We start from the raw sequence: 18,946 nt of genomic DNA on the forward strand, positions 1-18,946 counted from the left end.
GTTGGGTGTTCGTAGCACCTAACCAAGTCGCCCGTTCTTTTTTGGTGGCTACACCTCCCCTTCTGTATAGGTCAAGTTCGGAGCCTCGCCTTCGATCGCTCCATCACGCACAAACACGCGCTGGCCAGCTTGGGCCGGGCCTCGCGCCTGCAGCCGTCCTCCACCTGGCAGATTGATCGTCGCCAATCCGTTCACTACAAAAGCCACCGTGCCTACCAGCAAAGGCTTGGGAGACTGCAGCGCCATGAACTGCTTGTAGAGGTTAGGCATGGGTCTCGACCTCCAGCGTCTGACGCAGCCTGGGGGCTGCCCAACTGATCGATGTCGACCGAACAATGCCCACCACGGTCTCAGGGCCTACGTAGCGAACAAATTGCCCCGGCAAGATCACGCCAGTCTCAGGCAACACCTGCATGGATAGAGAAACCCGCGCCTGGTGGCCCGTGTCGGCAAGCTCTGCCAGGCCGCGCTGCCGATGCACCTTGGAGTCCGTGATCAGCGCGTGTGTGACCTGGGGCGCAATCAAGTCGCCAGCAGTGCCCGCCCGTGTAATTGGACCGAATACGCCCGCGCTCATGCCGCCGACAAATACCCGGTTGTAGTCCGGCTTGTCCAGGAACTCCGTGCCCTCTATTTCGGCTACGGCTGAAGGAATTTCATAATCCGGCACCACATCGCCCCAATGCCAGGGTGCAGTCGGATACTTGGGCAGGATGCGCAGCACCTGGTCGGTGTTATGGGGCTGCACATAACCGCCAGCCGCCGCCGCGACATCGTTGATGGCGTCGATATAGCTGCCCTGCAGCGCCCAGGCTCCGGCAGGCACTTGCCAGTCCTCCAGCTGCCAGTCGATATCCCAGCCAATGGAGACGCCGTTGACCTTGAGCACCTCAGCTGCCAGTTGCTGGGCCGTCAGCGTCTGAGTCGGGCTACCGAAGGACATGGACTTGGCCCAAGGCTCGGCCAGCACTGCGGCAAGGCCGCGCCCTGAGACAGACCAGCGCTCCTGGGGCAAGAATCTGTGGTCGCGGCTGGTGCGCTCCAGGCGCAGCTTGAAGGGCACGCCATTGATGTTGGCCAGGAACTGGGCAGGGTCGCCATCCGTGTCACGGCCAAGGTGCAAAGCCGCATCCTTATGCAGCGAGGCCGTCCAGTTCCACGTCCAGCTCTGAAAGTCCAGGGACATATTGAAGGCCAGAGCAGGCAGCTCGACGCCGGTATCCAGCCGCGTGAGCACTATTTTGTTGAGCACGATGTAGACCTTTCGGACGGGAACGATGACCTTGCCCGGCTGCGGCCCTCCATCCTTGCAGCACGTAAAGACCAGCGCGGTCGACGCGGCCCAGGGTTTGCAGAGCAGCAATTTGATGGGGCCGCCCACCAGTTGCTCATAGCAGCCGGGCTTCTCCGGCTCTGGCGGCTTGACCTGAGACTTGCCTGCAGGCGGCCTCATGGCCTGCTGGTAGCGGGTCTGGAAGCCCCGGTACAGCGGCACCGATGGGCCTGCGCCAGTGGTGAAGAGGTATTGCAGGCCCATTGCATCCTGGGCAGTTGCCTCCAGCAGCAAGCGACAGTCGCGCAGGCTTTCCTGAAACCGCACGGCCCAACCGGCCCGCACGGGTGCAGCATCCCGAGCCGTGGCCTGCAGGCTCACGCGCACGCCCTGGGCCTCTTGCCAGCGGGCCAAGGTTGCGGCACCAGGCAGCGCCCTCGCTTGCTGAAACCGCCCCTGCAGGGCCACCTTTTGCCGCTGGCCGTCCTGCCAGGCAACGCCAAACTGCTCTTGCAAGGGCATTGCGTCCTGCGCGGTCGACACCCAGCCCGCAGGCAGTGCATCCGTATCTTGCCAACCCGAGAGCCAGCCTTGCACCACAGGCTGCGCCTGCTGGGCACTCGCGGCCACCTCGGCCACTACGGGCCGGGGCGTGTCGGTGTTGTAGCGTACGACCGCGCTGCAGCGCAGAGCCGGCATGCGGCCCGCAGCGACCAGATCCTTGCGCACATGCACCAGGGATCTGACCCGCAGACCCGGCATGCGCGCGGCAACGGCCAGCGTTGCATTGGGTAGCTGCCCGCCGCCATCGTCACCAAACACCAGCTCGACCGGGTTGCCGGTCTTGAAGGCGCGGCTAAAGATCAGGTCGACGGCGGCCATCAGGCTATCCTTGTCTCGCCCAGGATGGCCTTGCCACCCGCATAGAGCTGGGTGCCGGTGCTGCCCAGCAGCTTGAAGTGCCCCGCGCCCGCCTCATCCGTGACCAGGCCGCGCCCCACCAGCTTGCCGTCGCTGGTAGCCCAGACGCCGATGGCAGCCTGGCCGCTCGCCAGAATCATGTCGCCGCTGCCGCTGGCCTGGGTCAGCACCAGATAGCCGCCTTCCGTGATCTGGCCGCAGGGCTTGGTGAGCGTCAGAGTGACGAGCAGTTGCTCAGCTGCGTCATACAGCGAAATGCGCGAGGCGTCTGGGCCGGAGTCCGCAAATGCCAGAGTGGCCTGCAGGCGGGCGACCGCATGGGCCTGCGAGATCTCGAATTCGGGCAAGCCGCTCATGGCATGACCTCCGCCAACTGGTTATTGGCGACGGTCGAGTACTCCTGCAGCTCGTGATCCCAGGCGATCACATCCCACTCATAGCGCGTGGAGATCTCGCGGAATTCATAGGAGCCGTCAGCCTTGCTCCAGGTCTCGCGGGCGAGATACCCATCCACGCTGCGATGCAGGCGCACCCGACGACGCAATGGGACATTTGTGGGCGTGCTCTTGCGCGCGACCGTGCCGTAAATGCGCCCCTGGCCGCCGCATTCCACGTCAAGCAGCTTGGATGGAAGGTGGCGGACCATGCTCTGCAGCCCCTGTGCCGGTGGTTGACTGAGACTTCGCGACTGAATGGACGCTTGAAGCCTCGCCGTCACTGGGGATCGCTCCGTTAGCAGCACGGTTTGACCGTTTGCCGGGAAGATGCTCAAGGAAATACGGGTCTTCGCCGTCTGCCCATCACCCACCGGGGCTGCCTTGAAGTAACCAGAAATCAACCCTTCCTGTTCGGTATACCCCGCAGCCAGGCGCCGCTGGAAACTGCCAGACGCAGAGACACCAAACATGCCAGTCAATGTCGGGGGAGGCGTCCAAGAGCCACCAACGATAGCGACTTGCACCTGAGACAAGGAGACAATACCCAGGCCGTAGGGCTTGACGTCAATGGGCAACGCATCCTGCCCCTGAAATGACCCGCTGACCGCATCAGCCAGCAGATCAATCTGAGGCATCAAACCACCAGCATTGACCGCAACGCAGCCCGCATTCAGCCGTCCGGCCATTGCCTGCTTCACCGTAACGGTCTCCGCTCCAGCGCTGCCCAGTGTTTTGGGCTTGGACAGGACGGATTGCCATTGATTCACACCAGCATCCGAGGCAACAGGAGATGTGACAAGCAGTGACCAACCAGCCGGCACATCCAGTGCGCTACGGTGCATTACAAAGGTCAGAAGCAAATCCCCCGCCACGCTGTTGGGTGGGACGGTCACAACAGCCTCCGTTCCAGAATCGATAATGACTTCATCCAGGAACTGGCGCACCGATACTTGTGGGGGGGCCTCTGGATACCAAGCGTTCGCACTAGGCAACTGATACTGATAGCGATAGCTGTCGCTAGCAGCATTGCTAAACCAAAGGCCGTCAATCAGTGCCTGAATCTGCAAACGAGAACATGCTCGAGCGCGGTCAGTGCCGCAGCCCAAGCGAACTCGCGTAATATCCTTCGCTGAAGGCAACGCCCACTGGATATAGAAGCCCGGTGATCGAGCGTCAGCTGCGGCAAACCGGCAGCCTGTCTGCATATCACTATCGGCCAGCGCTGCCAAAGAACCGCTGATAGGCCGATGACTGCTTGTCAGGACGGCTCCGACATCGACTCTGCCAAACATGTCATAGAGGTGTATCTCCGACAGCTCAAGATCACCACTGCCGAACGTGTCGATACCGTAGATACGCCATACCGTGGTTGCCATCTCAAGACCTCCAGGGGCCGGTGATATCCAGGAAGGCCACGCCCTGGCTGCCTCCGCCAGGGGAGCCGATCTGCACACTAAGCAGTTGCTTGCCGGAGAACTGCCCTTGCCCCTGGGTGATCGACACATCCGAGCCGAAGCCCGCCAGCACTGATGACTGCGGGCAGTGGTATGCCCCCGGCATGCTGCCGCGAGGCGCTGCATTATTTGGACCATCGGTGAGCAAGATGGCCGACAGGTGCAGGCTGTTGTCTACGGTTGACGGAAATGTCCCCAGGAAACCGTCATAGCCGGAGGGGCTGGATACAGTACCCATCACCTTGCGGAAGGACTGCACCGCATTGCCCATGCCGTGAGACATGCGCTTGATCGTAAAGCCGGCGCTGCTGCCCGTGGTGAAAACACAACCCACAGTGCTGTTGTAGGCCACGTCGCTGACGCCTGTCAGGACAGCCCCCCAGGCGTCGCCGCTGCGAAAGCTGTTGAGATCCCCCATGTGGTAAGACGTCAGCGCGTAGCCTCCAGAGCTGGCGGGTGTTGACGCGGTGTAGATTCCGATCATCAGATAGAAACCGCGCGAGTCGCCTGCAAGCGCCCAGTACGAAGACGCAGTGCCGCTGCTGCGCTTGTGCCAGTAGTACCCGCCAGCGACCGTCAGCGGCGCAACCCCCACACCGTTGTCCACGTCCGTCATGGACTCGTACATCTGTACCCGGGCGTATTGCGCATTCGTGTCGTCCACGCGGTAATAGGTGCGGGTCGACGCTGGGTCTGTTGGCCTGTAGACGGCTTTGTTCGTTCCAGCAAAGACCTTCTCCCACCCGAGCGGGGCCATCTTGAAACTGATGGAGCCGGTAACGGCACCGTCCGGCAGGTCGGTCTTGAACTCCACCCAGGCATTGGCGACAGCCGTCACCTTCTGCTCGCCGTTCAGGGCCGAGGGCGTTGCGCCGGACACAGTGATTACGGCATGGGCCTCGGCCGCACTCTTGCCGCTGGCAAAGTTCAGGCGGCAGATGCCGTTGCTGATGACCGCCGAATCCACGCCCTTTGCGCCCCAGCCGTTGACCAGGAACGCATCGAGCGCGCCGATCAGGGAGCCTGCGGTGCCACCAATAGCCGGTGCCCCGGCCATGGAGCTGTATGCGTGCTTGACGCTGGTATCTACAGGGGATGCCATATCTCTCTCCGGGAAATTAGTTGGATTGCGGGCGGTTCACATCACCGCGCGCCAGGATGGAAAAGCTGTGCTCGATGCCGGTCTCGGGTCCCGGCTGGATGGTGCGCACGACCCAGAAGGGGTAGATGGCCCCCACGGTATTCATGCGCAAGATGTTTCCGATGGCCCAGCCGCTGCCCCAGCCCAGCGGCTGGATCGTGAAATAAGGCTTGCCCGTGGCCGGGTTGAGTGGCGAGCAGACGCTGTTGATGTCGCCCGTGGCAATCACGCCCACATGCTCGCCAATCACCCGAAACTGCGTGGTGCTGGTGAACTCCAGCACCCAGCGCTCGGTGCTGCCGCCCGCATTGGTGATCTCAATGGGCGTGACACCCTGGTCGTACTTGGCGGGCGGCTCCTGCCCCATCAGGGCGTCAGACCAGGCGTTATCGACCCAGGTCTTTTGCGCAAAGGCCAGGCTCACCCGAGCACGGCGGTCGCTGGCCTGCAGGGCGCTGGAAACATAGGTGCCGTCCTTGGGGTAGTCATGGGTCAGCGCCCGGTTGAAAGTGATCTCGCCCGAGATCTGCACATCCGTGGCCGTGGCCATGTCCTCGATGCGATCCTCAATCGTCACCGGCATGGTCATTGCCGACACATCGGTAAAGGTGACCAAGCCGGCCTCCAGATCGACGGAGTAGCCGGTGTTCAGGGTCTTGCCGTTGGCATCCCTCACCACCACGCGAGACAGTCGCACGCGGGCCAGATTGACGGTCTGGCCGTTGCTGACGTTGAGCTGGGCGCTGGTCTTGGTGTGTCCCACCACGCACAGCGAGCCAGGCCGGAAGATGGGCACCTTGCCGTCGCTGGGCAGGCGCACCGGGTCGATGCCGATGATGTCGGCATTCATGGGCAGATAGGCATAGGCCACCGCCGTGTAGCGCAAGGCGCTGGCGACAACCGGCTGGGGCTTGAAGATCTTGCCGTCCGGCTGCACGTTGGCCGCGTCATACCAGGGCTCAGCCTCATTGCCTGCGACCACGACCAGGCTGCCAAAGCCCAGGCGCACCAGGCCGGTTTCGTAGTCCACCGTGCCGACCACGCCAGGGGCCGTGATGCTGCCGTCAATGCCTGCGCTGACGTTCTGCGAGCCGCCCGAGGCCCTGGGAACCTGTACCGTGAGGGAGCCGGGACGCAGGGGAGCTGCCGCCGTGCGGAACACGTAGGCGCTGCTGATGGCGTCGCCCAGCGTGGTGATGCAGCCTGCACGGCGCAGCGTATTCGCATTGCCCGGCGTCCACGAGGTCAGGCCCACACGGCCTGTGGCGTAGTTGATGCTGCCGCGCGTCACAAAGCCGCCCGAGGTCAGCACCCGCAGCACGCCCCTGCCGTCATCGCTCCAGGGCTGACCGCTGGAGGGCATGAGCACGACCGAACCCGGCACCACCGGGGCCTGCACGCCCGTGACCAGGTCAAACTCGGGCGCAAACGTGACCTGCAGCGTGCGGCGCGTGGCGCTGCCTGCGGCGCGAAAGCGGATCTTGACGTAGCCGCTTTCGTCGTTGGGGTAGATCGACGGGGCATTCAAGTACTCGATACCCTCGTAGTTGAGGCGGTACTTGGCGACCTCGCCATTGAAGCCGCCGCCGCTGACCTGACTGGATGAGTACACCGGCTTGGGGATCTTGATGACCACATCAGGATTGAAGTCCACCGCGCCCGTGCTGTAGTTGATCGTGCCGACCTGCACGCCATTGAGCATCAGCTTGCCGTTGCCGTCATCGCGGGCGAGCTGGGTCGGGTCCACCAGCGTCACGCCCATTTCCTTGAGCTGGTCGCGGGTGTACAGGCCGAGGACGCTCTGGTCGGTCAGCGTGTTCCACTCCACCTCGACCGTGAATGGCACCAAAGCGCCTTGGCCCGCCGATACGGCCAGACGGCCCTGGCCGTTGCGCGACGGATGCTGCAGGTTCACCTCCACCGCAGGAGCCGTGTCGACCGTGACATCCAGCACCGTGCCCACGGCGGGCAGCAGCTTCGGAGCAAACAGCACTTCGGAGCGGCCCACCCTCACCTCGCCCGTGGCGTCTCCCTGGAGCTGCCAGGCAGCGGTGGCCGTGGCCGTGCGCTGGGTCTGGCCGTCCATCCACGCGATGGAGAAAGCGCCGGGATAGAGCGCCTGGCCAGCAGGCAGAGCCAGGGCGATGGTCTGGCTGATCAGCAGATCGGCGGCGGGCTGCACGGTTTCCTGCGTGGGCACGCCCCAATGCTGGACGATGGAGCTGCCCACATCGGGCAAGGCCCCCAGCGTGACGACAAAGCTGCCAGTCTCGGCGCTATAGGTGCCCGCGCCATAGCTGGAGTCGGTACCGCGCAGGGTGCCGTCGCCCGAGTCCGAGAGCACATACCAGCGGCCCTGTGCCCGATAGCTAAAGCTCAGCGTGCCGCGCGCGGGCAGCGGTGTGATGAAGCCGGTGTAGCTCTGGCTGCGGTTTTCCGCAGTGATGCGGATCTCGCTGGACTGCGGCATGCGCTGCATATAGGCGGCGGGCCGGTAGCTGATGGTCTTGCTGCCCGAGTAGTCGCCAGAGTTGGAGGTGACGATGCCGTTGGCATAGTCCACCAGCCCGATTTGCTGGGTGCCCGACATCAGAATGCCGCCCTTGTCGGTAAAGGTCACACCTCCCACCACGATGGACAGCGATCCTGGCAGGCAGCCACCCGGCAGGGCCAGGCTGGTGGTGGAGTTCCAGGTCTGGGCGGTGCTGAAAGTCACGGCCTCGGCCGCAGAGATGGGCAAGCCTGCCGCCGCATAGGGAATGGCGGCCGGGATGGGCGTCTCACTCTGGGCCGAAGGCACGATCTGGGTCATGATCGTTTTAGCGATGATGGTGAAATCGCCCAAGGCTGCAGCTTTCTGCAAAGGCGTGACGCCCACATAACTGCCCGCATCGGCCACCACCGTATCGCGCAAGCGGGCGCTGTTGAGCAGGCGTGTGAACTGGCGGCTGGCCGGGGAGCCGGTGAAGCCGTAGCGCAGCGCATCCGAGATCTCGACAGAGACAATCACCGCCTTGTAGTCTTTATCTGTGTCATAGGTGAAGGAGCGCTCCACGCTGGTCACGCGAATGGCGCGGACATACTGCATCTGCTCATTCGCCAGCCCTTCATTGCCCACCAGCACCAGGGTCTTGCCTACGGCAGGCAGTTCGGTGCCGGGGCGCTGAAAGATCTGAATGACGCGCTGGCCCTTGATGTGGTTCTCGTAGAGATAGCCCGCCCATTCAGCCCCCTTGTTGAGGTAGGCCTCCAGCCGGGCCTGCGCCTGGGCACGGGTGTCATAGACCCCACCCGTGGCAAACAGGGTGATGGAGATATTGGGATCTTCGGGGGGCTTTGCCACGATGACATTGCTGCCCTGGTAGGTGTCGCGGTCTTGGGTGTCCACGCCCACATGCACCTGACGCAGGTTGGCGCGGCCCGTGGCTCTATCCATCTCGGAAATGTCGGGCATGACGGCGTTTTCTTGACCGGACTCGATCACGACCGTGGACGGCCCGCCGCCGCCCTCAGGCACATCGTCCATGACTCGGCTGGCTCGCAGCTGGATGTCGCCTTGCAAAATGGGCATCGTCAAACCTCAATGAATCGGAAAGTGGGGAGATACAGCTGCTCGGGCGATTCCTCACCGTCCTGCAGCTTGAAAACGGGCTGGCCTGTAAATCCACCCTTGGCGTGGTCGAACATGACCTGGCGGGCCTGGCCACGCAGCACAAGCGTGAGTTGGATGCCGGGCAGCTCGGCCCAGGCCTGCAGCGTTGAGCACAGCGCCCGTGTGATCCAGGCGGCGGTTTCGGTGCCCATCAATGTGATGGGACGACCGGCCTGCTTTAAAGCCACATCCACCAGCAGCGCGCCCGTGGTGCTGTAGCTGCTGGCCTGATCGACCGGGCTCCAGCTGAACTCGTCCTGCCAGTCCAGGCGGTCGCTGATATGGGCGGTGGTGCCGTTGTAGGTAAGCGTGATCATGAGGACGAGGCCCCTTTCTGGCGGCTCAGCTCTCCGAGAAACTGGTTAAGCGAGGCGGCACCAGCCGGGTCGGTGTTGACCTGGCCATAGGGCTGGCCGTTGAGCTGCAGATTGATGGTTGAGATCTGACGCGAGACCATGGCTTCCAGCGGCGTCTTGCTGGAGTTCTCCGCGTTGCCGTTGCCCTTCATGGTGTTGCGTAGCTCCATCGCATCCACCTCACGGTTCCACTCGAACATGGTCATGTCGTGCATGAAGTTGCCGAGCTGGCCACCGCTTTGCGTTGAGAACGGGTTGTCCCTGACGTACTGCTCTTTCCACTTGGCCAACCATGCATCGGCCTGGGCCTTGCTCTCGAATGCTGGAACCGCATCGGCCCCGCGAATGGTTCCTGCATTGCGTTTGGCCTCCATGAGCTGCAGCTCACGGGTGGCCAGCTCATTGGCTTTTTCTTGAGAGGCGATTTCTCGCTCACGCTCGGCGTTCAAGTGCTCCAGGGCCGTGCGGTGCTGATCGATGGCATTGGCTGCCCGGCTGTGTGAGCCAGCCGAATCGTCGACCGAGCCCTTGAGCCTGAGCGTGGCCCGACCGGCACTGTCGACCGCAACCTCATATCCGCGCATGGCAGCCTCTGCCTGGACCCAGGCTGGCGCAATGCCCTTGTTGGCCGCAATCGCCGCATCGGCGGACTTTTTAAAGGCCTCGCCCATTTCACGGGCGCTGGCCGTGCCGCTGTCGCGCAGCACGTCATAGGCGGCTTTTGCATCGGCTGCCGTCTTCTTGAGCGTTTCATCCGAGGTAATACCCAGCTGCTTGAATGCCTCACGCACGCTATTAATGCCAGGCGTGGCGGCGTCCAGAGCATCCTTGAGCGCATCGGCTTTCTTTTTGGCCTGGTCGAGCAAACCATCTGCCAGTGGCTGGCCCAATGCACCACGCACCGATTCGATTTGTTCTCGAATGGCCTTTAAAGCGGCTTCACTGTCCGCGCTTTCAATGGCTTTGCTGAAACTCGCATTCAGCACTCGGCCAGTGTCGACACCCTCTTCCTTGAGTTTGCCCAGTTGGTCAATAATCGCCTGAGTATCATTAATCGCACTGCGAGATGCAGCGGCAATATTCCCACGTAGCACGTCATATTCAAGCCCAGCGCGCTTAATTGCTTCGGTCAGAACCGCATCGGTTAATTGCGCCAGGCGCTGCGCTTCACGGCTACTGCCCAAAAATGCCGCCCTGGCATTGGCTTCGAATACCGCTAAATCCTTGCCCGATAAAGCCTTGGCCCAAGCCGCCTCGGTTTCGCTGGCCGTAATCTTTGCGGTCTCGCCCAGCTTATCCAGCGTGGCCGCAAAATCCTTGATGCCTTGAATCTTGGTTAAATCAAAACCTTCGGTGACGCTCTTTAAGGCATCGGCACTGGCTTTGCCGGACTTTGTGAGATGCTCAAACTCGGCCACGGCATTGCGTGCAGCCTTGGACAAATCAAAGAGCTTGTCTGCCGCGTCCTGGGTTTTCTGGGCCTCGGCGGCACGCGCTGCCGCCAATTCACGCGCAGCTGCGGCTGCGGCTTTTTCCGCCTTTTCCAGCTCTTCGGTCCGGTCCTTATATCCCGCGAGCTTGGCCGCGCTCTCCCCTATCCAGGTACCGATATCTTTGATGTTGGAAACAATGCCAACCAAAGTGAAAGTCTTGAGCCCACCCATGACCGCCGCAAATCGGCTGGTACTGGCTGCAGCTCCTGCGGCTGCCGCCTGCGTGGCCACGAGCTGGGCATTTGCAGCAGCGATGCCTGTAGCTGCCACTTGCGTAGCTTGGCCAATGCCCAGAAAGTGCTGCGCCAGGCGCAATGCAGTGAATGCCACCGCAGCCTGGCCTAAATCCATCAGCAGGCCCGCAATGCTCTGCAGGTTATTGGCCAGCAGTTGAATGGCTTTGGCCGCTGCGGCGCTGGCACCATTCGCCTGGTCCACCTTTTGCACGTACAGGGTCCACTGCGTGGACAGATCCTGCATGGCCCTGCCCACGGTGGGCGGCAAGCGCTGAAACTCTGCGGCAACGGCTGCACTTTGGCCCTGCAGGGTAGTAATCACCGTCTGTGTGGTCAGCAAGCCTGACTCAGCCATCTTGCGCAACTCACCGGTGGTCACGCCCAGACCATCAGCCAGTGCCTTGGCCAGACGCGGAGCCTGCTCCATGACGCTGTTGAATTCTTCGCCACGCAGCACCCCGCTCTGCAAGCCTTGAATCAGCTGGGTAATGGCAGCAGAAGATGCCTCTGTGCTTGCGCCGCTGATCTGAACAGTCTGGTTGATCGTTTCCGTCAGCCCCAGGCTCTGCAGGCTGGCCTTCTCGGCACTCAGACCGGCATCACGCCCGGCCTGAGCAATGCGAGAAAACAGCACCCCGGTATCTTCAAGCGCACTGTGGGTGCGCAGCGCCACCTCGGTCACGCCCTCCCACGATCGTGTGAAGTTCTCGCCCTCACCCGTGACCAACTTCATGCGGGCCTGCAGGTTGTTGGCCTGGTCAGCAGTAGCGGCCAGGTCGAAGGCGAGATTTTTAAGGCCCTGCAGCGACTGCAGTCCTATATAGAACTTCTGCAGCCGGTCCAGCTGCTTGCTGATGGACTCCACGCCATCACCGATCTGGCGGTGGCTGCGCACCATGCTGGCGGCGGCATTCTGTGCGCCAGCTGCAGCACCTTGGTGAGCGGGCACCAACGTGAGCACCGATTCACGGACTTGCTCCACCTCCTGGCGCAAGCGCTGCTGCGCCTGCTGGGCATTCTGTCCAGCGACGCCAAAGCGCTGCAGTTCACCTTGGGCCTGAGACAGGGCCTGCTTCTGCAGGTCGAAGGTGGAGCGCGCACTATCTGCTGCTGCATTAAGCTGCCGAAGCGCGGCTGCTTCTTTTTCTGTGGGCGGGCCAAGCGCCGAGATCTGACGACCGTAGTTTCTGGCCTCGGTCTCTGCCTGGCGCAAGCTGGTAGCCGATGACCTGGCCTCGGCCTCCAGCTTGGTGAACGTGGTGATCGCGGCGTCCTGCTGGGCCAATTCGCGCAGCCTGGTTGCCGCCGTGCGCGCCTCAACCGCAACCTCGCCCTCCAGGACCTTGGCAACATTCTCCAGATCGTCAGCCAGGCCCACGATGGACTCACGCCCCGTGACCCCGGTGTCAATCTGCAGGCTGATTTGCTTATCTGTCATGGATTCCTACAATGGGCGGATGACTCGTCTCATCGCCTTCATTGCATGCATCGCCTTCCTGGTGGGTGCAGGAGTGTCTGTGCGTGCAGGCATGGCACTTGCGGCAGTGGCCTACGGCCTGCTCGGTGCCTATGTCCTGTGGACCGGGCTGCAGATGCTTCTTGGCCCCAGACGGTGACGCTGCTTGAAAGCGGCTTTCAGGCATCACTGTCGGTTTTTGAGCGCCAACAAAAAAGGCCAGCGAGTGCTGGCCTTAGTCTTTTAAAAGGTCTGGTGCGGCGTCAGGTCTTGCGCACGCGGTAGTACTTGCTGATGCCGTTGCCCACCTTGGTGGAATCCATCAGGACCGAGCCGGTCACCTTCAGATTGATGAACCCGCTTTCCTGCAGCAGCGCGATGGATGATGCCACGCCCTGGCTCGCGCGCCAAATTTCCACGATGGCCAGCTTGCCGTCATCGGCTTCGTTCAGCCCTTCCAGGATGATCTCCAGCTCCTTGGGCTTGGTGGTCAGCGCCTCGATCACGGCATAGCCCACGTGAGAGTACGCAACCTTGACCTCTTCACCCTCGGCCAGCCCTGTCGCGTCTTGGAACACGAAGATGCCAGCCGGGCGAACTTCATAGTTGCCTGCCGCAGGCACCACATCGCCAATGGTTGGGTATTTGTAGTTCACCCAGATGCCCTTGCCATCCGTGACACCGGGCGCAGCGGGATCGAGCTGGATACCTGCCGCCGTGACCGAGTAGTTGCCTGCCATGGTGAGCGCGGTGGCCGTGGCCACGCTATCACCGATCCGCACCGTCACATCCGTAGCCCCCGTATGGGCCAACGCCACCAGGTCGCCCTTCTTGACGTCCAGATGCTCTTCATCGGTCACGGTGGCCGTGCCTTGTGTCGTGCCTTTGGTCAAGACGACATTGCTGGGCTGCAAATGCTTGGTGCGCAACAAGCCGCCGCGCGTCACCTTCAGGGTCTCATTGCTGATCTGCCCCTGCTCCACCCCGCTGACTGTGCCCTGCGTGGCGCGTGCCAGGTTGATCGGATTGATGTCGGCCAGCGTCATCGCCAGCTCGACCTCCGTCACGCGGCGGATCTCGGAGTGCGTGCCGCCGCCCAGCGTGGTCATATTGGGTTGCTTCTTCACATCCTCCTTGTGCGACAGCTCGGCAGCCAGCACGTTGCCAATGGGCAGCGGCGCACTGGTGCTGCCGTACTCACGGGCATAGATCTGGCCGACCAATGCGGCAGGGGCAAAAATGCGTTTGATGACGTCATCAGACATAGGTCAGTCCTTTGTGTTGACAGGTTGAGATGCGGTTTGAGTTGTGGATGGAGCGGGTGCGGCGACGCCCATGGCCTCCAGCCATTGCGCGGTATCGGGGTGCACTGAGATCGCTGCGCCCGGCTGGAGCACAGAGCCCAGGTGCTCGTGCTCCGCCTTCAAGGTCACAGAGACCATGGCGAGCTGGGCCGGTGCGGCCTTGCGGCGGGAGCTGGGTTTCATGGCTTCCTCCATTCCACCCAGCTGCGGGTGCTCATCTCCAGCATGGCGCTGTGGCACAGCACCCCGGCAAACATGACCGGGCCAGCACTGGCCACCTGCACGCCGCGCTCCTCCTGGGTGGAGCCGCCCAACAGGCCGGGCAAGCCGAGCGTGGTGTCCACGCGCACGGCAGAGCGGATGCGCTCGACCAGGTCGTCAAAGATCAGCTCACTCTCCACGGCATCTTTAAAAGCCATGTAGCCACGGATCAGCCAGCGGTGCTCGTTCAGAATGCGACCATTGGCGTTGACCTCGGTGGTCGCTGTGCGGCGCACATACCAGCCACGGATATGCGGATCCAGCCCGAAGTCGTCGTCGGCCTGCGCCGGGCTGTACAGATAGAGCTTGCGAAACTCCGCCTCACTGGCGGCAAAGCGCTCCCGAGAATGAACCATGCCCACGGCAGGGACTGCGGCCAGGACGGCCAACAGCGCGCTGCGGGCAGCAGACAAAGTGGCGGCAGTCATGCCTTGCCTCCTGTGATGAAGTTGAATATCTGGGCGGCAGCGCCTTCGAACATCGCGATGACCTGGCCGCGCGTGGTCAGGGCCGCCCGCTCCATGGGGCGCTGTGCTTCGGTGCCTTCACGGGCAATCTTTCTGGCAACCAGGAAGGCCACCCGTTTGACTTCCTTGGGCTCACGAATGCCCAGCACAGCCTTGACCCAGGGTTCGATGGCCTTGATCGGCGGCATGTGGGGCTGGGTGCCCAGCTCAATAAACAAGGCCGTGGGCTGGCTGCTGCCCACAATGCCGAGCACCCCGGCAGGCGTGCTGGCCACATCGCTGGTGATGCTGCGGGCCGTGATGCCACTGACGCGCGGCATGTTCTCTTGCCACTCGCGCTGCACCAGCAGTGTGGCCTGGTGCATGGTGGCTTCCAGCACCTGCCGGGTGTAGTCAGGCTCCTGGCGCAGGCCACGCTCGATGGCGCTCAGATCGCCCAGGCTGATGTTGAGGTTCATAGCCCGCCCCTACTCACCAGCCGGTGGCGAGGATTACGACGCGGCCAGCTCACGACCGCCGACACGGCAGAGCCTGCGACCGCATCCTGCAGCGCCGGGTCCAGTTGACCAATGCCTGCAAAGTAGGCGGCCCGATAGTCCTTGGCGCGGGCTGCATAGTTGCGCGAACGGCTCTCGGTGCGAGACATGTCCGAGCCCAGCGTGGTCTCGCGATCGCCTGCAAAGCGCGTGGCCAACTGCTGGCACAGCAGATGGGCCGCAAACGAAGCCACGGCCAGGCGATGACGTTGAGGAATGCTGTCGGCAGTGGCGTCCAGCACATGGGGAAGCAGAAAGCTCACCCGGACCAAAGCATTGCCAGGCAGCGCGTGTTCGCTCTCCAAACCCCAGCCGTTCGCCGTTCGGTAAGCGTCCGCCAACACCAACGAGGCAGGACGCCGCCCCACCGGAAACTCCACGGACTGGATGACTGCGCTATCCGACCAGCCTGTCGGCACCGGACCAAACACGCCAGTGGCAGGCCACACCACCTCCTCCAGCTCCAGGCGCGGCACGTCATCGCTGTAGCGCATGCGCGCCTGGTCGAGGGCACGGTCGCGCACTTCAGTGGTGATCGCATCGTCCTGGTCCGAGACCATGTCCTTGACCAGATTCTGAAAATCCTCAAGCGCCACGACGGCTCCTAGTGTTTAAACAGGGAATGAACAAATCGACCATGGGTTTGCAAAGGCTCCTGACCAGGCTGGTGGCTTTGCAAACCCGCCCCGCTTGGGGCAGGCTTGGATGGGCTGGCGGGCCGGGCGAGTTACGCGACCACAGCCTTGGTCGTACCCTTTTCACCGTCGACCAGGACGGTGCCGCCATAGATGTGGCGGATCTTGTAGGTCAGCTTGTCGTTGCTGAACATGGAGCCACCATTGGGCTGGTCCTGCACAAACAGCTCGGGCTCTTCCTGGCCGTCCAGGAAGCCGACCTCCAGCACCGGCAGCACCACAGGGTCAGCGACCGTGCACCAGTCGTTGGCATCCGTCCAATAGCTGACGGGGATCACCTCGGGATTGATGGTCTGAACAAAGGTCTTGTCCAGGTTCTGGTTGCGCACGAACAGGTCATAGGCGGTTTCCTGCAGCTCGAACGGCACCAGGATCGCTGCCGGGCCTGTGGCCAGGCGCTTTGCGCTGCCCGCACGGGTCTGCTTGAGCATGGCCAAGCGATGCGCTGCAAACTCGGCAGCCGTCAGCGCGCCCGTGAAAAGGTTGTTGTGATCGGCGTGGTAAAGCGCCTTGGCGTCGTAGATCAGGCCGTTGACGCGGAAGAAATCAAACACGAACTCATAGAGCGTGTTCTTGGCCGCCAGCGCCAGCTCGGTGGGAATGCGGCGCAGCGCCTGGACATCGTCGTTCTTGATCGCTTCCAGCGTCACGTCCTCCGTGCCGCCGCGCTTGCTCACCGCAAAGGTGGCCTTGTCATCGCCAGGCGAGCCCAGCGGCTGATAAGCGGCACCCTGCGCGACCGCAGGCAGATTGCCATAGCCGCCGATACGGATGCGTTCCTGGGTGCGAAAGTCTTTGATCGGCGCGGTCGTGGCCACACGTCGCCATGCGTCCAGGTTGGTCAGGCCTGTGTAGACCGCCTGCATGCGGCGGGTGATGCTGTCGCCCAGCGCATCGCTCCAGGTGCTGCTGGTGACCGACTCACGCATGACGCCCAGGCTCTCGGCCATGCGGCCCAGATCGCAGTCACGGATCTGGCCCGTGACACGGCGGTCGCCCGTGATCTCGATGTAGCACTCGCGCAGCGACTGCACGTTGCGGTGCTCCTTGTGCGTGGGGTCGAAAAACGCCGTCAGCATCTCGCGGATGGACACGCTGCGGTCTTCCACGTTGATGGAGCCATTACCGAACGCAGGCACACGAACCGTGCCGGACTCCGTCATGCGGGCAATGTAGTCGCCCTCAGCCTTGATCAGATCACCCACGGCTGCTTCGGTCAGGCGATCAGCGCCAGCGGTAGCCACCTGAGTCAGCAGGCGCTCCTTGGCTGCCTGCGGGAGCTTGGCGGCATTGATGCGCTCGCGAGCAGCCCCCCGCAGCTCAAACACCTGCAGGTCAGCGCGGGTCAGCGGCGCTTCGTCCGCCTGCGCCTCGGTCACACGCTGCGTGCCGGGCTCGGGCACCAGCGGGCCGCAAACGGCTTCATGCAGATTGACCACCTCGTCGTCGGTGATCGTGTCCAGTTTGATGGCGGCATGCTTCGCCGGGTCTTTGGCCTTGATGGCCTCCAGCATGCGTTGCTTCCACAAAGGCATGGTTTGGCTTCCTTCTTGAGATTCAGGGGGAGAGGTACTTGGATCGGCAGCGGCTTCGGTAAGACGGTCCAGGCCGCCGCCCGCGCCTGGCTCGACAATCAGGTCCACCGAGTGAACCTTGGTGAACTTCACGGCTTCGCGCAGGGTCTCGCTGCCGCTGGTACGTTTGCGCGTGCGAGCGTCCGCGTCAATCGACAGGCCCAGGAGACCTTGCATGCCCCGTTTGACGGAGCCGACCATCTTGGTGACCGTGGAGTCGCTGGGGTCGATGGCTTTAAAGGTTCCGACCAGGCTGCCTGTGTCGGGCGTCTTGCCTTCGACAAAGCGCACGCTGTAGATGCCGCCGATCAGATTGCGCACGTCCTTGCCCTTGCCTGCGCTGTGATCGGCATCAGACTTGGCAAACACGCGTACGCCCTCAAACATGGGGGCTGCTTCGCGCAATGCCTGGTCGGGGTAATAGTTGCGGTTGCCGCTGCGGCCCGCACGGATCAGCGTGACTTCAATCGTGCCGTCCTGGGCTTCGCGGAAGGCTGCGGCTTCCTGAGATTCGCGCACAACTGAAGCAGCGGCGGGATCAGCGGCTGGTGCAGTGCCCACCGGCTGAAACTGTGCAACCACCTCTTCGGCCTCGGCCAGCACCACGGCGTTTTCTGCGCTGATTGTGTAGGCGTAGCTGTAAAGACGGCCCTTGTACTGCACCACCGCCCGGTCGGGCCAGATACCGCGCATGTCGACGTAGTAGTCGCTGTTGAGGGTCAGGCGCAGCTTGTCGCGTACCGCCTGGCGCACCAACTCAATCAACTGACCATATTCGGAAGTGACCGCCTCCGTCAGGCGATCAAAGCCCGTGCCGTGAGGAATGAGCTTGAGCATGGCTTATTTGCCAGTCAGCTTCTGACCGTCCACGGTCACCACGACGATGTGAGTGCCGTAGTCCTTGAAGGACAGCACTTCATCACCGGAAACCGCGAGGCGCTTTTCTTTGAACTTGTCCTTGCCTTCTGCAGGCTCCAGGACGATGCGCTGGACGCGCTTTGCGGCATCAGCTGCCGTCAGCTTGGTTTCTTTGGTCTCGGATTCGGACATGGGCCACTCCATCGAAGATGAGCCGCAGGGTGCGGCATTGCGATGGAGTGACTGTGCCTAGCGCGGCACAAATAAATAAGGCCCGCAAATGCTGGCCTCAATCTGAATCAACTGGCTTTTTATCAGCTCGCTGGGATAAAGCTGTCAATGACTCAAGAGCTTTACTTTGCTGATCCTCATTGTCCGAGAATGTCTTAATAACGCTCGCAGGAACTAAAGTGAGTACGACAGTCCAAATCTGCCAGAGCGTAAGAGACACTAGAACTGCATAAGAAAAACCTCTCACCCACTCTCGATCAATATCAATTGGATAGCGCTTTGCGATCGGTGCCACAATGCCAATCGCCAAAATAATTCCGAGAATCGATGTCGAATTTACAACGGGTGTAAATAGCTGTCCAAGACCAGTGTCTTTTGGATCGCTTTTGTCTTTTGATCTTCGCAGCGAGAGCTTCAATCTCTCTGGGTAGATGATTGCAAGCCACGCACCAATAACCGCGAAAATAATTGCAGCCGTAGTGCGGAGTGCTTCAAACATTGGCCATTGTTCAGCAAAAGGCACAAGCCGACCAAACCACCCTCCGGCAGCGACAGCTACCACAGCAAAGGTCCAGCTAAGTATCTGCAACCGCACAAGCAT

The 18,946-nt window shown here is 62.2% G+C and carries 17 protein-coding genes; 1 reads left to right on the top strand and 16 read right to left on the bottom strand.

Going from position 1 to position 18,946, the window contains the following annotated elements:
* Nucleotides 1-48: 48 nt before the first annotated feature.
* From F0P97_RS16450 to F0P97_RS16485, 8 genes are read right to left on the bottom strand one after another with little or no spacing between them, the layout of a single operon-like run.
* The gene (locus tag F0P97_RS16450; RefSeq protein WP_182283147.1) at nucleotides 49-270 is read right to left on the bottom strand and encodes a hypothetical protein; all 222 of its coding nucleotides are present in this window, start codon (nucleotides 268-270) and stop codon (nucleotides 49-51) included.
* Entirely contained in the window at nucleotides 263-2,155 is a 1,893-nt protein-coding gene (locus F0P97_RS16455; RefSeq protein WP_182283148.1) for a hypothetical protein, read from the bottom strand. The genes F0P97_RS16450 and F0P97_RS16455 overlap by 8 nt, the downstream gene beginning before the upstream one ends.
* A complete protein-coding gene (locus F0P97_RS16460; protein ID WP_182283149.1) occupies nucleotides 2,155-2,550 on the bottom strand; it encodes a hypothetical protein in 396 nt (131 codons plus the stop codon). Before F0P97_RS16460 ends, F0P97_RS16455 begins: the two co-directional genes overlap by 1 nt.
* A complete protein-coding gene (locus F0P97_RS16465; RefSeq protein ID WP_182283150.1) occupies nucleotides 2,547-4,007 on the bottom strand; it encodes a hypothetical protein in 1,461 nt (486 codons plus the stop codon). The genes F0P97_RS16460 and F0P97_RS16465 overlap by 4 nt, the downstream gene beginning before the upstream one ends.
* A 1-nt stretch (nucleotide 4,008) precedes the next feature.
* Nucleotides 4,009-5,187, bottom strand: coding sequence for a hypothetical protein (locus tag F0P97_RS16470; protein WP_182283151.1), 1,179 nt, complete (start codon nucleotides 5,185-5,187; stop codon nucleotides 4,009-4,011).
* Between the two features lie 16 nt (nucleotides 5,188-5,203).
* Nucleotides 5,204-8,797 carry a hypothetical protein gene (locus F0P97_RS16475; RefSeq protein WP_182283152.1) on the bottom strand — a complete coding sequence of 1,198 codons (3,594 nt, stop codon included), beginning with the start codon at nucleotides 8,795-8,797 and terminating at the stop codon, nucleotides 5,204-5,206.
* A 2-nt stretch (nucleotides 8,798-8,799) separates the two neighbouring features.
* Nucleotides 8,800-9,195, bottom strand: coding sequence for a hypothetical protein (locus tag F0P97_RS16480; RefSeq protein WP_182283153.1), 396 nt, complete (start codon nucleotides 9,193-9,195; stop codon nucleotides 8,800-8,802).
* The gene (locus tag F0P97_RS16485) at nucleotides 9,192-12,401 is read right to left on the bottom strand and encodes a tape measure protein (RefSeq protein ID WP_182283154.1); all 3,210 of its coding nucleotides are present in this window, start codon (nucleotides 12,399-12,401) and stop codon (nucleotides 9,192-9,194) included. Before F0P97_RS16485 ends, F0P97_RS16480 begins: the two co-directional genes overlap by 4 nt.
* A gap of 19 nt (nucleotides 12,402-12,420) precedes the next feature.
* Here F0P97_RS16485 and F0P97_RS16490 point away from each other — a divergent pair, with 19 nt between their 5' ends.
* Nucleotides 12,421-12,579, top strand: a complete 159-nt coding sequence (locus F0P97_RS16490) for a hypothetical protein (protein ID WP_158545674.1) — start codon at nucleotides 12,421-12,423, stop codon at nucleotides 12,577-12,579.
* Between the two features lie 103 nt (nucleotides 12,580-12,682).
* On the opposite strand, the gene F0P97_RS16495 is transcribed toward F0P97_RS16490, so the two are convergent.
* The 8 genes from F0P97_RS16495 to F0P97_RS16530 all read right to left on the bottom strand — a co-directional run bounded on the left by F0P97_RS16495 (nucleotide 12,683) and on the right by F0P97_RS16530 (nucleotide 18,940).
* Entirely contained in the window at nucleotides 12,683-13,684 is a 1,002-nt protein-coding gene (locus F0P97_RS16495) for a hypothetical protein (RefSeq protein ID WP_182283155.1), read from the bottom strand.
* A 3-nt stretch (nucleotides 13,685-13,687) separates the two neighbouring features.
* On the bottom strand, nucleotides 13,688-13,906 hold the full coding sequence (locus tag F0P97_RS16500) for a DUF7210 family protein (RefSeq protein WP_182283156.1): 219 nt from the start codon (nucleotides 13,904-13,906) through the stop codon (nucleotides 13,688-13,690).
* A complete protein-coding gene (locus F0P97_RS16505) occupies nucleotides 13,903-14,412 on the bottom strand; it encodes a hypothetical protein (protein ID WP_182283157.1) in 510 nt (169 codons plus the stop codon). The genes F0P97_RS16500 and F0P97_RS16505 overlap by 4 nt, the downstream gene beginning before the upstream one ends.
* Nucleotides 14,409-14,909, bottom strand: coding sequence for a hypothetical protein (locus F0P97_RS16510; RefSeq protein WP_182283158.1), 501 nt, complete (start codon nucleotides 14,907-14,909; stop codon nucleotides 14,409-14,411). Before F0P97_RS16510 ends, F0P97_RS16505 begins: the two co-directional genes overlap by 4 nt.
* Entirely contained in the window at nucleotides 14,906-15,583 is a 678-nt protein-coding gene (locus F0P97_RS16515) for a hypothetical protein (protein ID WP_182283159.1), read from the bottom strand. Before F0P97_RS16515 ends, F0P97_RS16510 begins: the two co-directional genes overlap by 4 nt.
* Nucleotides 15,584-15,714: 131 nt before the next feature.
* Nucleotides 15,715-18,093 carry a hypothetical protein gene (locus tag F0P97_RS16520; RefSeq protein WP_182283160.1) on the bottom strand — a complete coding sequence of 793 codons (2,379 nt, stop codon included), beginning with the start codon at nucleotides 18,091-18,093 and terminating at the stop codon, nucleotides 15,715-15,717.
* Nucleotides 18,094-18,096: 3 nt separating this feature from the next.
* Nucleotides 18,097-18,306 (bottom strand): hypothetical protein, encoded by a 210-nt coding sequence (locus F0P97_RS16525; RefSeq protein ID WP_232537961.1) that lies wholly within the window; start codon nucleotides 18,304-18,306, stop codon nucleotides 18,097-18,099.
* 97 nt (nucleotides 18,307-18,403) lie between these two features.
* Nucleotides 18,404-18,940, bottom strand: coding sequence for a hypothetical protein (locus F0P97_RS16530; RefSeq protein ID WP_232537962.1), 537 nt, complete (start codon nucleotides 18,938-18,940; stop codon nucleotides 18,404-18,406).
* Nucleotides 18,941-18,946 lie beyond the last annotated feature (6 nt).

Source organism: Comamonas testosteroni (assembly GCF_014076415.1).
GTDB classification, from domain to species: domain Bacteria; phylum Pseudomonadota; class Gammaproteobacteria; order Burkholderiales; family Burkholderiaceae_C; genus Comamonas; species Comamonas testosteroni_F.

Excerpts from the sequence above, each read along its gene's own strand:
- F0P97_RS16450 (WP_182283147.1), bottom strand. The coding sequence starts at position 270 with ATGCCTAACCTCTACAAGCAGTTCATGGCGCTGCAGTCTCCCAAGCCT.
- F0P97_RS16455 (WP_182283148.1), bottom strand. The coding sequence starts at position 2,155 with ATGGCCGCCGTCGACCTGATCTTTAGCCGCGCCTTCAAGACCGGCAAC.
- F0P97_RS16460 (WP_182283149.1), bottom strand. The coding sequence starts at position 2,550 with ATGAGCGGCTTGCCCGAATTCGAGATCTCGCAGGCCCATGCGGTCGCC.
- F0P97_RS16465 (WP_182283150.1), bottom strand. The coding sequence starts at position 4,007 with ATGGCAACCACGGTATGGCGTATCTACGGTATCGACACGTTCGGCAGT.
- F0P97_RS16470 (WP_182283151.1), bottom strand. The coding sequence starts at position 5,187 with ATGGCATCCCCTGTAGATACCAGCGTCAAGCACGCATACAGCTCCATG.
- F0P97_RS16475 (WP_182283152.1), bottom strand. The coding sequence starts at position 8,797 with ATGCCCATTTTGCAAGGCGACATCCAGCTGCGAGCCAGCCGAGTCATG.
- F0P97_RS16480 (WP_182283153.1), bottom strand. The coding sequence starts at position 9,195 with ATGATCACGCTTACCTACAACGGCACCACCGCCCATATCAGCGACCGC.
- F0P97_RS16485 (WP_182283154.1), bottom strand. The coding sequence starts at position 12,401 with ATGACAGATAAGCAAATCAGCCTGCAGATTGACACCGGGGTCACGGGG.
- F0P97_RS16490 (WP_158545674.1), top strand. The coding sequence starts at position 12,421 with ATGACTCGTCTCATCGCCTTCATTGCATGCATCGCCTTCCTGGTGGGT.
- F0P97_RS16495 (WP_182283155.1), bottom strand. The coding sequence starts at position 13,684 with ATGTCTGATGACGTCATCAAACGCATTTTTGCCCCTGCCGCATTGGTC.
- F0P97_RS16500 (WP_182283156.1), bottom strand. The coding sequence starts at position 13,906 with ATGAAACCCAGCTCCCGCCGCAAGGCCGCACCGGCCCAGCTCGCCATG.
- F0P97_RS16505 (WP_182283157.1), bottom strand. The coding sequence starts at position 14,412 with ATGACTGCCGCCACTTTGTCTGCTGCCCGCAGCGCGCTGTTGGCCGTC.
- F0P97_RS16510 (WP_182283158.1), bottom strand. The coding sequence starts at position 14,909 with ATGAACCTCAACATCAGCCTGGGCGATCTGAGCGCCATCGAGCGTGGC.
- F0P97_RS16520 (WP_182283160.1), bottom strand. The coding sequence starts at position 18,093 with ATGCTCAAGCTCATTCCTCACGGCACGGGCTTTGATCGCCTGACGGAG.
- F0P97_RS16525 (WP_232537961.1), bottom strand. The coding sequence starts at position 18,306 with ATGTCCGAATCCGAGACCAAAGAAACCAAGCTGACGGCAGCTGATGCC.